A 13,699-nucleotide genomic window follows, 5' to 3' on the forward strand; every position below is an offset into this window, starting at 1 on the left:
CTGTTAAGATGGCGGCCTGCAAGGAGTGTTGTCATGAACGTGCAAGTCATCATGCGTGACGGCGAGGCGGAATACGCCGTTGTTCCCTGGGCCGAGTACCAGGCACTGTTGGCCGCCGCCGGCCGCGGCGCCGCTCAGGTGGTCCAGCCTGCCACAGCACCCGTATCCGATGAGGCTCCGAACTGGAAGTCCCTGCGCGAGGCGCGCGGGCTTTCGATCGAGATGCTGGCGCGTGCGGTGGGCATCAGTCCGTCATACCTCGCCCTCATCGAGAACGGCGAGCGCGAGGCCAGCGACGCCATCCAGCACGGCCTGCGCCGTGCCCTGGGCAGTGGGGAGTCCGGTTCTTGAGCGTACAGATCAGTCGCAAACACTGGGAAGGCCTGCTCGGTGAGCTGGAAGACGCCCGCCGCCAGCGCCATCTGTTGACCTACCGGGCGCTGATCGAGCGCCTGCAATTGCCGACGCCGGCGATGACCACCCTGACCGCCGCCCTCGAACATCTCGCCGCCCTGGATGCCCGCGCCGGGCGTCCGTTGCGCAGTTCGCTGGTGATCAGCCAGGGCGCGAGTCGCCTGCCGCGTACCGGCTTCTTCGAATGCGTGGAGCGCCTGGGGCGCTTCTCCGGCGCGCCGGATGGCCCGGCCGCGGCGGGCTGGCATGCGGCGGAAGTGGTGCGGGTCTTCGAGTTCGAGTACCCCGAGGAGCTCTGAGGTGGCGACACCCCGTGAGCAATACTGGCGTTTGCGCGCGCGGCTGACCTACGCCGTGGCGCGGCGCCTGATGGGCTGGCCCTGGCTGGTGCGCCAACCGCGCGCCTGGCAATGGATGCAGGGGCAGTTCTCGCGCATGGCCAATCTGGGCGATAGCGCTGCGCAGAGTTTCTATGGACACTTGCTGCTGTTCCGTGGGCAGGGTCTGGGGGCTCGCGAGGAGGGGCTGCGTTTGCTGCGCCTGGCCGCTGGCGCAGGCGATGCCAAGGCGGCGTATCAGGTCGGCGTGCAGTCGCTCAAGGGCGATACGCGGCACGCTGCCGATGCGCAGGAAGCTGCACGCTACTGGGGGCAGGCTGCCGACGCTGGTCATCCACTGGCGGCGCGCCAACTGGCGGAGCTGTACCGCAGTGGCGGCCCGGGGTTGCCGCCCGATGAGGCACAGGCCGCGCGCTTCGAGGCGCGCGCCCATCAGCTGGGTCTCTGAATTCAGTCGGCGTTGAGGATGTGCAGGCTGTAGCCGGGCACGGCCTTGGCGTGGCGTTTGGCCTCAGAGGCCAGTCCCGCCAGTTGGTCGGCATCCAGGCGCGCACAGGCGCCGGGCGTGAGATGCACGACACCGATCGACAGTGACAGCAACGGAAACTCCTCGCGCTGTCCCTGGCGGTTGTGCGAGACGAAGCAGCCCGCTTCGAGGTGCTCGCGGCTATAGAAGCGCCGACATTGTCCCTGGAAGTCTTCCAGCAGGTGATTGAGGCGTTCGCGCCAGTCCCGGGTGCCTAGCACCAGCATGAAGTCATCGCCGCCGATGTGGCCGACGAAGTCTTGTGCCGGGTCCACCCGCTCGCCCAGGCATTGCGCCAGGCACAGCAGCACTTCATCGCCGCGCGCGTAGCCGTAGAGGTCGTTGAAGGGCTTGAAACTGTCGATGTCCACGTAGCACACCACGGCTTCCCGGCCCTGCTGCAGCAGCCGGCTCAGGCACTGCTGGATCGGCACGTTGCCGGGCAGCAGGGTCAGTGGGTTGGCGTGGCGTGCCTGGCGAATCTTCTGTTCGGTGATCAGCTTGAGCACGTCGATCACCCGGCCGAGCCCCAGGTAGCGGCCGTTCAGGGTGATGATGAAGTCTTCCTCGATGCGCTGCCGCGCGCGGCTGGTCAGCAGGCGGCTGACCTGTTGCAGCGACTGGCTGCGCTCCACTGCGAGGAAGTCGCCGCTCATCAGCCGGCTGATCGGTTTGCGCGCGTAAAGCTCCGGGGCGAAGGGCTTGAGCAGCGCATCGGACAGCGCATGGCGGTGCACGATGCCCACCGGCCGCCCGTGCGGGTCGAGCACCGCCAGGGAGTTCAGGTTGGCCTGGGCGCGGAAGGCTTCCAGCACGTCATGGGTCGGGGTGTCGTCGCGTACCGCCGGTTGTTCCAGCAGTAGCGGCTGCAGGTCGGAGGGTTCGTCGGCGAGCAGGCTGCCGCTGGCGTCCACGTCCGGCAACAGGCTGCGCGCTTCGCGCGGCGGCTGCTCGCTGGGGCGGCCGAACAGGTAGCCCTGCACCAGGTCGATGCCCATTTCCGAGAGCACCGCGAGCTCTTCTGCCAGCTCGATGCCTTCGGCGATGACCTGGGCGCGCGAAGCGTGGGCCATCTTCATGATCGAGCCGACGAACTCGCGTTTCACCGCGTCCAGGTGGATGCCTTCGATGAAGTGGCGGTCGATCTTCACGTAGTCAGGGCGCAGCTCCGACCACAGGCGCAGGCTGGAGTAGCCTGCGCCGAGGTCGTCCAGGGCAATGGAGAAACCCATCGCCCGGTAGTGGTGGAGTGCGGTGTCGAGCAGGCTGAAATCCTCGATGGGGGTCTGCTCGGTGAGTTCGATCACCACGTCGTTGGGTGATATGCCGAAGGTCTGCAGCAACTGCAGGGTGCGGCCGGGCTGGTGGGTGGGTTCCAGCAGCGACTCAGGAGACACGTTGAGAAACAACTTGCCGTCGAGATTCAGGTCACGGAAGCGCGCACAGGCCTGGCGCCGACAGAGCAGTTCGAGCTGGCTCAAGCGGCCGCTGCTGCGGGCGATGCTGAACAGGGGCAGGGGAGAGTGCAGGGGGCCGTTGGAGGGGCCGCGGGTGAGGGCCTCGTAGCCGACCAGGCGCCGCTCGGAGAGCGACAGGATGGGCTGGAACAGGCAGTGCAGGTCGCCGTGAGCGAGGATCTGGTCCAGCGCGCTCAACTGCTCGGTGACGGTCATGACGGTTCTCGGTGGATGAAAATGCAAAGGGCCGGTTTCCCGGCCCTGTGCATTTCACGACAGCGTCATGACTGTTTGATTACATCCGATCAGTGTTTGGCGACCTGCGAATCCAGGTTCAGGTAGTCGATCAGGATGTGCCCGGACTCGGTCAGGTAGGCGTCGTCCTGCGGCTTGGTCTTGTCCTCTTCCGGCAGGGCGTTCTCGTCTTCCTTCTTCAGTTCCTTGAGCGGTTCCTGGCCCTTGGACTTGCGCAGGGTGTTCTCCATGGCCAGCTGGCGGTTCTCGATGCTCGTCTGCTGGGCGCGACGCTTGGCTTCGTTGAGGCTGACGGTCTTCTCTTTCATCAGCTCCTGGGCCAGCGCCAGACGCTCGCGGGCATAGACGAAGTCGGCATTGTTCGCGGTGCGCGAATCATGCCGGCTGCGCAGCTGGTCGAGGAACGGCTTGAACGGGTCGGCCTGAGCCTTGAGCACCGGCTTGATGGTGTCCCAGGGCATGGAGTCGGGCAGGGCGCTTTCGCCGATTTCCTTGTCGTCGACGATGGACGGGTAGCTGATGTCCGGGATCACGCCCTGGTGCTGGGTGCTCTGACCGGAGACGCGGTAGAACTTGGCGAGGGTCAGCTTCAGCTCGCCGTGATTCAGCGGCTGGATGGTCTGCACGGTGCCCTTGCCGAAGGTCTGGCCGCCGACGATCAGCGCGCGGTGGTAGTCCTGCATGGCGCCGGCGAAGATCTCCGAGGCCGAGGCGGACAGGCGGTTGACCAGCACGGTCATCGGGCCGGTGTAGAAGGCCTTGCCTTCGTCATCGTTGAGTACGTCGACGCGGCCGTCGCTGTTGCGCACCAGCACGGTCGGACCCTGGTCGATGAACAGGCCCGTCAGCTCGGTGGCTTCCTGCAGGGAGCCGCCGCCGTTGTTGCGCAGGTCGATGACGATGCCGTCGACGTTGTCCTTCTGCAGCTCGCTGATCAGCTTCTTCACGTCGCGGGTGGTGGACTTGTAGTCCGGGTCGCCCGCACGGTAGGCCTTGAAGTCTAGGTAGAAGGCCGGCACGTCGATGATGCCCAGCTTGTAGGCCTTGCCTTCGTGGTCGAGGGTGATTTCCGACTTCTTCGCTGCCTGGTCTTCCAGCTTCACCGCTTCGCGGGTGATGGTGACGATCTTGCTGGTCTGGTCGTTCGGCGCGTTGCTCGCCGGAATCACTTCCAGGCGCACCTGCGAGCCTTTCGGACCGCGGATCAGCTTGACCACTTCGTCCAGGCGCCAGCCGACCACGTCGACCATTTCGCCCTTGCCCTGGGCGACGCCGACGATCTTGTCGGAGGTGGCGATCTGCTTGCTCTTTTCCGCCGGGCCGGCCGGTACCAGGCGCACGACCTTCACGTAGTCGTTGTCGCTCTGCAACACGGCGCCGATACCTTCCAGCGACAGGCTCATGTTGATGTCGAAGTTTTCCGCGCTGTCCGGCGACAGGTACTGGGTGTGCGGATCGTAGGTCTGGGCGAAGGCGTTGATGTAGGCCTGGAAGATGTCTTCGCTGCGGGTCTGCTCCAGGCGCATCAGCTGGTTCTTGTAGCGCTTGGTCAGCTGGTCCTGGATGGCCTTGTTGTCCTTGCCGGCGATCTTCAGGCGCAGCACCTCGTCCTTCACCTTCTTGCGCCACAGGTCGTCCAGCTCGGCGCTATTCTTCGCCCAGGGAGACTTCTCGCGGTCGATCTCGAGGGACTCGTTGGTGGTGAAGTCGATCTTGTCGACGCCCTTGCCGAGCATCGCCAGGGCGAAGTCCAGGCGCTCCTTCAGGCGGTCGAGGTGGCGCTTGTAGATAGTGAAGCCCGGCTCCAGCTCGCCGCTCTTCAGGAAGTCGTCGAACTGGGTGCGCCAGGGCGCGAACTGGTCGATGTCGGCGGCGGTGAAGTACATGCGCGCCGGGTCGAGGATCTTCAGGTAGCTGTCATAGATCTTCGCCGAGCGGTCGTCGTTCAGCGGCGGCTTGTTGTAGTGGTGGCGCTTGAGCAGCTCAACGATGTTGAGGCTGGCGATCACCTGGTCCCGGTCCGGCTGCAGGCCATCCCAGACGTTCGGGCTGCTGGTGGCGGCGAACGAGGACAGGGCGGTCGCGCCGAGGATGAACAACAGGGCGGTACGGGGCAAAAATCGCTTCATGCTGATTCGACTGATCGCGGAGTTATGACGCATATTAGGCCGTAATTGGCGGCGCCGGGTTCAATCGCTGGTGAATTCGGCGCGAAGAAAGGGCCCGACCTTACGGATCGGGCCCTGCAAGGTCACTATGGAGGCAGCGTGAACGCATTGCAAGGTATCGAAGGGCGGGTGGAGTGGGCCGAGCGCTCGAACCCGACTTGCGCACAGGGGCAGATCCGCATCCAGGTCGCCGCCGCGGGACTCAACCGCGCCGACCTGTTGCAGGTGGCCGGTCTCTACCCGCCGCCGCCCGGGGCGAGCGACGTCATTGGCCTGGAATGTTCCGGGGTCGTGACCGAGGTGGGCGCCGGCAGCACCTGGCACGTGGGCGACCGGGTCTGCGCGCTGCTGGCCGGTGGCGGCATGGCCGAGGAAGTGGTGGTGGACGAGCGCCATGCCCTGCCGGTGCCGGCGGGCCTTTCCCTGGCCGAGGCCGCCGCGCTGCCCGAGGTCTACGCCACCGCATGGCTGAACCTGTTCATGCTTGGCGCGCTGCAGCCCGGCGAAAAGGTGCTGTTGCATGCCGGCGCCAGCGGCGTCGGCTCCGCCGGCATCCAGCTGTGCAAGGCCTTTGGCAGCCCCTGCTGGGTCAGCGTCGGCAACGCCGAGCGCCTGGCCTATTGCGAGGGCCTGGGCGCCGAGGGCGGCGCGTTGCGCGGCGAGAATCTCGAAACGCTTCGGGATTTCGCGCCGTTCGACGTGATCCTCGATCCGGTGGGGGCCAACTACGCCGCGATGGACCTGGAAATCCTCGGCCGCGATGGCCGATGGGTGGTCATTGGCCTGATGGGTGGTCGCAAGGCCGAGCTGGATCTGGCCCTGCTGCTGGGCAAGCGCATCCAGTTGATCGGTTCGACCCTGCGTTCGCGCGACGCCGACTTCAAGGCCCGGCTGATGGCGGAGCTGGGGCAGAAGGTCTGGCCATTGTTCGAAACTGCCAAACTGAGCCCGCAACTGGAGCGGACCTTCCCGATCGGCCAGGCACAGAAGGCCTTCGATGCGCTCGCCAGCAACCAGGTGCAGGGCAAGGTGGTGGTGCTGATCGACGAGAGCCTGAAGTAATCAGGCGCCGGACGCAGGGAGCGCGAACATGGCGGAGACCAGGGAGGTTGCCGTTAACGGCGAAGCGGCGAGTGACTTCTGGAGCTTGCCGGGCTGGCTCAATGGGCTGCTCTGGCTGCTCCAGTTCAGTCTGAGCGCCGCTGCTGGCGCGTTGGCGGTGCTGCTGTCCATGTTGTGGCTGCCCGGTGGAGCGATCTGGAGTCTGCCGGGCATAGTTGCCGGCCTCTGCATTGTTTATCTGTCCGTCGTCGTCCATGAACTGGGCCATTTGCTGGCGGCACGCTGGGCCGGCATGACTGTCCTGCGCATGCGTGTCGGACGCCTGGATATCCGGCTGTTGCGCAAAGGCTGGAAACTGGGCTTTCCGCCGCGCACGCAAAAACGCCTGCAGGGCTTCGTCATGGCTTTCGCGGACCCACGCACTCCCTGGCGGCGGCAACATATGTGCTTCGTCGCCGGCGGGCCGCTGGCGAATCTGATTCTTGCCATGCTGGCTGGCGCCCTGGGGGCGTGGCTGGCTCCCGGTGCCGCCCTCGGAGTGCTGCTGGCTTTCGCCGCCTGCAACGCTTGCGTAGGCGTCGCCAATTTGCTGCCGGTAGAGCGCAAGCCACAGGTCAGTGACGGACTCTGGCTGTTGCGCTGGTGGCGTGGTCTGGATGTCGCTCATCCAAAACTGGCCTTCGCCCGGCTGATGGGGGCCGCCTGCGCGGGGCGGTGTGCCGATCAGGCGGACCCCGCGGATCTGCAATTGCTGGAGGCCCAGGGGCAGCCCATGTCGCTGCTGGCGCTGTACATCCGCCTCAGGGGGCTGCTGGTGCAGGGGCGTTGGGTGGAAGCGGCCGCACTGGACGCGGTGTTCCAGGCGCAACGTTCGGCGCTGCCGGACGCGATGCTGCGTCCGCTGTACGACCTCTTGCGGTTGATGGAAACCGAACTGGCATTCGCCCAGGCGGTGGCCGGCAAGAGTGCTGTTGGCCTGTTCGACGAACTGCTGCCGAGCCGGCTGCAACGGGAATATGCCAGCATCTGGGCGCGTTGCCTGGCATTGCGCGCAGTGCTGGCCGGTGACGACGAGGAGCTTCGCCGTCAGTTGGCGCGGGGGCTCGAGCATTCCGCGAAGTCGCCCGATCTTTCCATGGAGAAGGAAGAGGCGCGCATTCAGCAGGGCATGCTCCAGTTCCTGCGCGGCTGAGCCGGCTCAGCTCCAGGCGAGACTATCCCAGCCCATCTTCTGCGCGTGCTCCAGCAGTACCGGATCGGCGTTCACCACATGGGGGTGGCCGATCAGCTTGAGCAGCGGAAGGTCATTGCGCGAGTCGGAGTAGAAGTGCGCCTCGGCCAGTTGGCTGTCGTCGCCTTCCAGCAGGTCGAGCAGGCGCAGGACCTTGCCCTCGCGGTAGGTGAGGACGCCGACGGTGCGGCCGGTATAGTGGCCGTTCGCGACTTCCAGGTCGATCGCCAGCACTTCGTCGATGCCAATGCGCTCGGCGATCGGCTGCACCAGGTGCACGCCGGAGGCCGAGATCACCAGTGGGCGATCGCCGGCTTCGCGGTGGCGGGCGAGGGTGGCGCAGGCATCGCTGTGGATTAGCGGCTCGATCACGTCCTCGACGAAGGCTTCCACTTCACGTTCGATTTCCTCGACGCTGCGCCCGGCCATCGGCTCCAGGGCGAAGGCCATGTAGTCCTCCATGGGCAGCTTGCCCTGCGCGTACAGCGCCATCAGCTCGGCATCGCGCTTGAGGAACGACTCCGCGTCGACCCAGCCGAGATCGGCCATGCGCTTGCTCCACAGGCTCGCGCAGTCGCCGTCGATCAGGGTGTCGTCGAGGTCGAATATCACCAGGGCCATCAGGCCACCTCCCGAATACTTTCAATGTCTACTTGCAGGCCGAGCAGGGTGCCGGCCGGGTACAGGCGTTCGGCGCTGCGGTTGAGAACGTCCACGGTCAGCTCCACGCCGGTGGCGTCCACCCGGTAGCGGATCACGTTGCCCAGAAGGCTGTGGGAGAGTACCCGAACCGGGATGCCGTCGCCCGTCTCGGCGCTCAGGCGCAGGGATTCCGGGCGGATCGCCACCTTCTGCTGGAAGGGACGGTCCAGCAGGCGGGTCGCCTGGGCGGCTTCGAGCAGGTTGTAGTTGCCGATGAAGCCGGCGGCGAAGACGTTTTCCGGCGCGGTGTAGAGGGTTTCCGCGTCACCGCTCTGGACGATACGCCCGGCGTTCATCAATACGATGCGGTCGGACAGCGTCAGCGCTTCCTCCTGGTCGTGGGTGACGAATACCGTGGTCAGTTTCAGGTCCTGCTGGATGCGCCGGATCTGCTCACGCAAGTGCTTGCGGATGCGCGCGTCCAGCGCCGAAAGCGGCTCGTCGAGCAGCAGCAGGCGCGGGCGGGTGACCAGCGAGCGGGCCAGGGCCACGCGCTGGCACTGGCCGCCGGAAAGCTGGTGCGGGTAGCGCGAGGTCAGCGGACCGAGCTCGACCATTTCCAGCACCTCGCGCACTCGCTGCGCGGATTCCGCCGCCGGCACTTTCTGCATGCGCAGGCCGAAGGCGACGTTCTGCTCCACGGTCATGTTGGGGAACAGCGCGTAGCTCTGGAACACCATGGCGATGCCGCGCTTCTGCGGGCTCTTGGGCACGATGTCCTCGCCGTCCAGCAGGATGCGCCCGCTGTCCACCGGCGTAAGTCCGGCGATGCAGCGCAGCAGGGTGGATTTGCCGCAGCCGCTGGGGCCGAGCAGGGTGACGAACTCGCCGCGCTCGGCAGCGAAGTCGATGTCCTGGAACACCGTGGTGTCGCCATAGCTCTTGTTCAGTGTCTCGACGCTGAGGAAGCTCATGCCTTGTCCTTGCTTAAACGGTTCGCCGCCCAGGTGAGCAGCAGGACGAAGAAGAAATACGAGACCACCACCGCACTGGTGTAGTGGCCGCTGCTGTTGCGCATGTTGTTGAGGAACACCTGCAGGGTTTCGTAGCGGGTGCCCACCAGCAGGTTGGCGAAGACGAACTCGCCGATGAGGAAGCTGAAGGACAGGAACAGCGCCACCATCAAACCCTTGCGCAGGTTCGGCAGCACGACCAGCAGGGCCGCCTGCCAGGTGCTGGCGCCGAGCAGGTGGGCGGCGTCCATCAGGTCGTGCAGGTTGATCGCCTGCAGGTTGTTGCTGATCGCCCGGTACATGAAGGGCAGGGCGATGGTGAAGTAGCAGCCGATCAGCACCCAGGGTGTACCGATCAGCGGCAGCGGGCCTGCCGCGTAGAGCTGCAGCAGGCCGACCGAGGAGACCACCGGCGGTACCGCGAAGGGCAGCAGGATCAGCACGTTCATCAGTGCGTCCAGACGCGGGAAGTAGTAGTGCACGACGAACATCAGTGGCAGCACCAGCACCACGCTGAGCACCAGCGAGCCGAAGCACACCAGCAGCGACTGGCCGAAGGCGGTGAGGAAGCGCGGGTCGCTCCACAGCGTGAAGTACCACTTCAGGGTCAGGCCGTCGGGCAGCACACTGGCACTCCAGGATGTGGCCAGCGAGTAGAGCAGGGTGGCCGCCAGCGGCAGCAGCAGGATCAGGAACAGCGCATACACCACCACGCGGTGGTACAGCGAATTAGCGCTTCTGGACATGGTAGCTCCGGCGCAGCAGCCACTGGTGGGCGAGGGTGATCAGGGTCATCAGGCCGACCAGGAACATCGCCAGTGCACTGGCCATGTTCGGGTCGAGGAACACGTCGCCCGAAACCAGGCCGGCGATGCGGATCGTCACCACGTTGAAATTGCCGGTGGTCAGCGAATACACCGTGGCGTAGGCGCCCAGGGCGTTGGCCAGGAGGATGACGAAGGTGCCCAGCAGTGCCGGGGTCAGCACCGGGATGCCGATGTGCCGCCAGAACGCCCAGTGGCTGGCGCCCAGCAGCGCGGCGGATTCGCGCCAGTCTTCGCGCAGGGCGTCGAAGGCGGGGAAGAGCAGCATCACCCCCAGCGGAATCTGGAAGTAGGTGTAGAGGATGATCAGACCGGTCTTCGAGTAGAGGTTGAAGTCCTCGATGAGCCCTGCCTGCTTGAGCAGCAGAGTGATGGCGCCGTTGAAGCCGAGGATGATGATGAAGGCGAAGGCCAGCGGCACCCCGGCGAAGTTGCTGGTCATGTTGGCGAAGGCCATCACGAAGTCGCGCAGCCTGCTGTCCACCTGGCGCAGCGAGTAGCTGCCGAGCACGGCGATGAACAGGCCGATCAGGCTCGACCAGATCGATATTTCCAGGCTGTAGCGGATCGCCTGGCGGTAGAAGGGCGAGCCGAGGATTTCGGCGAAGTTGCCCAGGCCCCAGGCGTCGCTGGTGCGCAGGCTGTTGATCGCGACCCAGGCCAGCGGGGCCACCTGGAATGCGATGAAGAACGCCGCGAAGGGCAGCAGGCAGAGCAGGGCGATGAGTTTGCCGCGATTCGATCTCATGCCTTGAGCAGCTCCCGGCAGACGGGTTTGTCGTGGGGCGCGCCGAGGATCTCGCACAACGTGCCGCACAGCTCGACCTGGCGCGGGCGCGCCTGGTCATCGAGGCTGAAGGCATCGCCGAAGACGAACAACGGCACTTCGCGCTCCTCCGGCAGGATGCCGCCGTGGCTGCGGTCGTCGTTCATGCCGTGGTCGGCGGTGACCATCACCTGGTAGTCGGCGGCCAGCCACTGGTGCAGGTACTCGGAGAGGATGATGTCGGCATGCCGCGCGCTGTTGCGGTACTGCGGAGTGCCCAGGCCATGCTTGTGCCCGGCGTCGTCGATGTTCATCGGGTGCACCAGCAGGCAGTTCGGCGCATGGCGGCGGCGCAGCGACTCGGCGTCGGTGAACAGGTGCGAGTCGGGATAGTGGTCGGTCCAGTAGAAGTGCCCGTACTGGATCGGCAGGGAATCGTCGTTGGTATGGCGGTCGCGGGCCGGGTCGAAGGGCGTGCGGTTGTACAGCTCGCTGACCCAGTGGTAGGCCGCCGCGGCGGTCGTCAGGCCGGCGGCGCGGGCGTAGTGGAACAGGCTGCGCTGGTTCGACAGGCGCGACACGTCGTTGTGCAGGATGCCGCTGTCGATGGGCGGTACCCCGGTGAGGATGCATTCGTAGAGCGGGCGCGACAGCGAAGGCAGCTCGCATTCGAGCCGGTAGAGCTGGCCGCGGCCGGCGTTGCACAGGGCCTGCAGGTGGCCCATGCAGTCGTGGGCGACGCTGTAGTTGAGGCCGTCTAGAACGACCAGGATGACGTCGTGGCGCATGGGGGCGGGGCCTTTGTCGGAGCGTGAAACCGCCCCGGCGAACCGGGGCAGCCGGGCGTCACTGCATGTTGATGATGACGTTTTCCTGCCACAGGCGCGGCAGGCGCTTGGAGGTCTCTTCCCAGGCCTTGGCGTCCTTGATCGGCTGGGCCTTGGCGTACTGCTCGTTGGGCAGCAGCTTGGCCTTCACCTCGGCCGGCAGGGTCAGGTGCTCGGCGCGGATCGGACGGGCATTGCCCTTGGCCAGGTTGATCTGGCCGGCGTCGCTGAAGATGTACTCGCGGGCCAGCTTCGCGGCGTTCGGGTTCTTCGCGTACTTGTTGATGATGGTGGTGTAGCCGGAGATCACCGAACCGTCGGAGGGGATCAGCACTTCGAAGCGCGACGGGTCGATCTGGTCGCGGTAGCTCAGGCCGTTGAAGTCCCAGACGATGCCGACTTCCACTTCACCCTTCTCCAGGGTGTTGATCACCGGGTTGGTCAGCGACAGGCGGCCCTGCTTGGCGATCTGCGCGAAGAACTCCAGGCCCGGCTTGATGTTCTTCTCGTCGCCGCCATTGGCGATGCTCGCCGCCAGTACGCCGTTGACCGCCTGGGCCGCGGCACTCACGTCACCGATGGTGACCTTGTACTTGCCCTTGAGCAGGTCGGCCCAGCTGTGCGGAACGTCCTTGACCAGTTGCTTGTTGACGATGAAGGCGATGGTGCCGGTGTAGGCCAGCGCCCAGTGGCCGTCCTTGTCCTTGGCCCAGTCCGGAACCTGGTCCCAGGTGCTCGGTTTGTAGGGCTGGCTGACGTTCTGCTGCACAGCGATGGGGCCGAAGGCGGCACCAACGTCGCCGATGTCGGCGCTGGCGTTCTCGGCTTCGGCCTTGAACTTGGCCAACTCCTGGGCCGAGCTCATGTCGGTGTCCATGTGCTTCAGGCCGTACTTGCTTTCCAGGTCCTTCCAGGTGTCTTTCCAGTTCGCCCAGCTGTCGGGCATGCCCACGCTGTTCACCTGGCCTTCCTTGCGGGCGGCGGCTTCCAGCGATTGCAGGTTGGCGTCGGCCGCCATGGCGAGGCCACTGCCGATGGCAATGGCCGATCCCAGCAGTGAAGCAAGCAAGCGTTTCATTCGGTGCTCCTTCGATCGTTAGGGTAGGTCCGTGTCGGGCATCCGCCGACGCGGGGAAACAAGTGGTCTAGATCAGCAAGACCCAGGCCAATCTATGTGGCCTGGATGACAGTTTGATGTCCGGCCTGGCGCGGACTCGGGCAGCGAGGCAATCTGGCGGGGCATCCGGAGAAAGCGTAGACCATCGCCAATCCCCCGGTTTCATTGGGCTACGCTGCTTGCTGAAGGCTGGCATGGGCGCTGCTTGAAAGCTGGCTGTCACGGGACCGTCACGGGATTTTCCTAGGATGAAGGCACCCCGGACGTGCAACGAAATGCCCCGTTTCGGGGCTGGACTAGGCCAAAAGAGGAGTCGGCATGCGCGACACGGCGCTACCCACGGTGACGGCGATCTGCCGGGCACTGATCGAACAGATCGACAGCGGGCTGCTCAGCGCCGGCGGCAAGCTGCCGGCCGAGCGCAAGTTGAGCGAACTGTTCGATACCACGCGGATCACCTTGCGCGAGGCCCTGGGCCAACTGGAGGCGCAGGGGCTGATCTACCGCGAGGAACGCCGTGGCTGGTTCGTCTCGCCGCCGCGCCTGCTGTACAACCCGCTGGTGCGCAGCCATTACCACGCGATGGTGGAAGGGCAGGGTCGGGTGCCGGCGACCGAAGTGCTGTCGGCCCGGCAGATTCCCGCCAGCGCGGCGATCTGTGAGCTGCTGGAGTTGCCGGCGCTGTCCAGCGTGTACCAGATTCGCCGGCTGCGGCGGGTGGACGGCCGCCTGGTGCTCTACGTCGAGCATTACCTCAACCCGGCGTACTTCCCCGGCATTCTCGACTGCGACCTCACCTGCTCGCTGACTGAGCTGTACGGCAGCCGCTACGACATCCGCTACGGCCGCGTGCGCTTCGACATGGTGCCCACCGCCCTGCACGGCGAGGCCGCCAGTGTGCTGCGCGTCGCCGAAGGCAGCCCCGCGCTGCGCATCACCCGGATCAACCGCGACCAGCACGGACGGATCATCGATTGCGACCTGGAGTTCTGGCGGCACGATGCGATTCACGTGAGCGTGGAAGTGCCGGACTGACCGCTCGGCACGGTCTGGAACCTG

General features: G+C 65.7%; 14 protein-coding genes. 6 read left to right on the plus strand and 8 right to left on the minus strand.

The window, feature by feature from the left end; translation table 11 throughout:
• Positions 1-33 precede the first annotated feature (33 nt).
• From ACNFBT_RS10295 to ACNFBT_RS10305, 3 genes are all read left to right on the plus strand, one after another.
• Positions 34-351, plus strand: coding sequence for a helix-turn-helix domain-containing protein (locus ACNFBT_RS10295; RefSeq protein ID WP_416748936.1), 318 nt, complete (start codon positions 34-36; stop codon positions 349-351).
• Positions 348-713 (plus strand): hypothetical protein, encoded by a 366-nt coding sequence (locus ACNFBT_RS10300; RefSeq protein ID WP_152221681.1) that lies wholly within the window; start codon positions 348-350, stop codon positions 711-713. The genes ACNFBT_RS10295 and ACNFBT_RS10300 overlap by 4 nt, the downstream gene beginning before the upstream one ends.
• 70 nt (positions 714-783) lie before the next feature.
• Positions 784-1,200, plus strand: coding sequence for a sel1 repeat family protein (locus ACNFBT_RS10305; protein ID WP_416749458.1), 417 nt, complete (start codon positions 784-786; stop codon positions 1,198-1,200).
• A gap of 2 nt (positions 1,201-1,202) precedes the next feature.
• On the opposite strand, the gene ACNFBT_RS10310 is transcribed toward ACNFBT_RS10305, so the two are convergent.
• Both ACNFBT_RS10310 and ACNFBT_RS10315 read right to left on the minus strand, forming a co-directional pair.
• On the minus strand, positions 1,203-2,951 hold the full coding sequence (locus ACNFBT_RS10310) for a GGDEF domain-containing protein (protein ID WP_416748939.1): 1,749 nt from the start codon (positions 2,949-2,951) through the stop codon (positions 1,203-1,205).
• An 89-nt stretch (positions 2,952-3,040) separates the two neighbouring features.
• Positions 3,041-5,119 (minus strand): carboxy terminal-processing peptidase, encoded by a 2,079-nt coding sequence (locus ACNFBT_RS10315; RefSeq protein ID WP_416748941.1) that lies wholly within the window; start codon positions 5,117-5,119, stop codon positions 3,041-3,043.
• A 138-nt stretch (positions 5,120-5,257) separates the two neighbouring features.
• Here ACNFBT_RS10315 and ACNFBT_RS10320 point away from each other — a divergent pair, with 138 nt between their 5' ends.
• A complete protein-coding gene (locus ACNFBT_RS10320) occupies positions 5,258-6,220 on the plus strand; it encodes an NAD(P)H-quinone oxidoreductase (protein ID WP_416748943.1) in 963 nt (320 codons plus the stop codon).
• Positions 6,221-6,248: 28 nt separating this feature from the next.
• Positions 6,249-7,412: a site-2 protease family protein gene (locus tag ACNFBT_RS10325; RefSeq protein WP_416748945.1), complete on the plus strand. Its 1,164-nt coding sequence runs from the start codon at positions 6,249-6,251 to the stop codon at positions 7,410-7,412.
• Positions 7,413-7,418: 6 nt separating this feature from the next.
• On the opposite strand, the gene ACNFBT_RS10330 is transcribed toward ACNFBT_RS10325, so the two are convergent.
• The 6 genes from ACNFBT_RS10330 to ACNFBT_RS10355 are packed head-to-tail and all read right to left on the minus strand — an operon-like array spanning position 7,419 to position 12,601.
• On the minus strand, positions 7,419-8,072 hold the full coding sequence (locus ACNFBT_RS10330) for an HAD family hydrolase (protein ID WP_416748947.1): 654 nt from the start codon (positions 8,070-8,072) through the stop codon (positions 7,419-7,421).
• On the minus strand, positions 8,072-9,067 hold the full coding sequence (locus ACNFBT_RS10335) for an ABC transporter ATP-binding protein (protein WP_416748949.1): 996 nt from the start codon (positions 9,065-9,067) through the stop codon (positions 8,072-8,074). Before ACNFBT_RS10335 ends, ACNFBT_RS10330 begins: the two co-directional genes overlap by 1 nt.
• Positions 9,064-9,852, minus strand: coding sequence for an ABC transporter permease (locus ACNFBT_RS10340; protein WP_416748951.1), 789 nt, complete (start codon positions 9,850-9,852; stop codon positions 9,064-9,066). Before ACNFBT_RS10340 ends, ACNFBT_RS10335 begins: the two co-directional genes overlap by 4 nt.
• Positions 9,836-10,678, minus strand: a complete 843-nt coding sequence (locus tag ACNFBT_RS10345; protein ID WP_416748953.1) for an ABC transporter permease — start codon at positions 10,676-10,678, stop codon at positions 9,836-9,838. The genes ACNFBT_RS10340 and ACNFBT_RS10345 overlap by 17 nt, the downstream gene beginning before the upstream one ends.
• Positions 10,675-11,484: an alkaline phosphatase family protein gene (locus tag ACNFBT_RS10350; protein WP_416748955.1), complete on the minus strand. Its 810-nt coding sequence runs from the start codon at positions 11,482-11,484 to the stop codon at positions 10,675-10,677. The genes ACNFBT_RS10345 and ACNFBT_RS10350 overlap by 4 nt, the downstream gene beginning before the upstream one ends.
• A 58-nt stretch (positions 11,485-11,542) precedes the next feature.
• Positions 11,543-12,601, minus strand: coding sequence for an ABC transporter substrate-binding protein (locus tag ACNFBT_RS10355; RefSeq protein ID WP_416748957.1), 1,059 nt, complete (start codon positions 12,599-12,601; stop codon positions 11,543-11,545).
• A 357-nt stretch (positions 12,602-12,958) separates the two neighbouring features.
• Here ACNFBT_RS10355 and ACNFBT_RS10360 point away from each other — a divergent pair, with 357 nt between their 5' ends.
• Entirely contained in the window at positions 12,959-13,675 is a 717-nt protein-coding gene (locus ACNFBT_RS10360; protein WP_416748959.1) for a UTRA domain-containing protein, read from the plus strand.
• Positions 13,676-13,699: the final 24 nt, after the last annotated feature.

The sequence above is a fragment of the Pseudomonas sp. NY15181 genome (assembly GCF_048068055.1).
Lineage (GTDB): Bacteria > Pseudomonadota > Gammaproteobacteria > Pseudomonadales > Pseudomonadaceae > Pseudomonas.

Coding starts and splice junctions, on each gene's coding strand:
- ACNFBT_RS10295 (WP_416748936.1), top strand. CDS start 34: ATGAACGTGCAAGTCATCATGCGTGACGGCGAGGCGGAATACGCCGTT.
- ACNFBT_RS10305 (WP_416749458.1), top strand. CDS start 784: ATGGGCTGGCCCTGGCTGGTGCGCCAACCGCGCGCCTGGCAATGGATG.
- ACNFBT_RS10310 (WP_416748939.1), bottom strand. CDS start 2,951: ATGACCGTCACCGAGCAGTTGAGCGCGCTGGACCAGATCCTCGCTCAC.
- ACNFBT_RS10315 (WP_416748941.1), bottom strand. CDS start 5,119: ATGAAGCGATTTTTGCCCCGTACCGCCCTGTTGTTCATCCTCGGCGCG.
- ACNFBT_RS10325 (WP_416748945.1), top strand. CDS start 6,249: ATGGCGGAGACCAGGGAGGTTGCCGTTAACGGCGAAGCGGCGAGTGAC.
- ACNFBT_RS10330 (WP_416748947.1), bottom strand. CDS start 8,072: ATGGCCCTGGTGATATTCGACCTCGACGACACCCTGATCGACGGCGAC.
- ACNFBT_RS10335 (WP_416748949.1), bottom strand. CDS start 9,067: ATGAGCTTCCTCAGCGTCGAGACACTGAACAAGAGCTATGGCGACACC.
- ACNFBT_RS10340 (WP_416748951.1), bottom strand. CDS start 9,852: ATGTCCAGAAGCGCTAATTCGCTGTACCACCGCGTGGTGGTGTATGCG.
- ACNFBT_RS10345 (WP_416748953.1), bottom strand. CDS start 10,678: ATGAGATCGAATCGCGGCAAACTCATCGCCCTGCTCTGCCTGCTGCCC.
- ACNFBT_RS10350 (WP_416748955.1), bottom strand. CDS start 11,484: ATGCGCCACGACGTCATCCTGGTCGTTCTAGACGGCCTCAACTACAGC.
- ACNFBT_RS10355 (WP_416748957.1), bottom strand. CDS start 12,601: ATGAAACGCTTGCTTGCTTCACTGCTGGGATCGGCCATTGCCATCGGC.
- ACNFBT_RS10360 (WP_416748959.1), top strand. CDS start 12,959: ATGCGCGACACGGCGCTACCCACGGTGACGGCGATCTGCCGGGCACTG.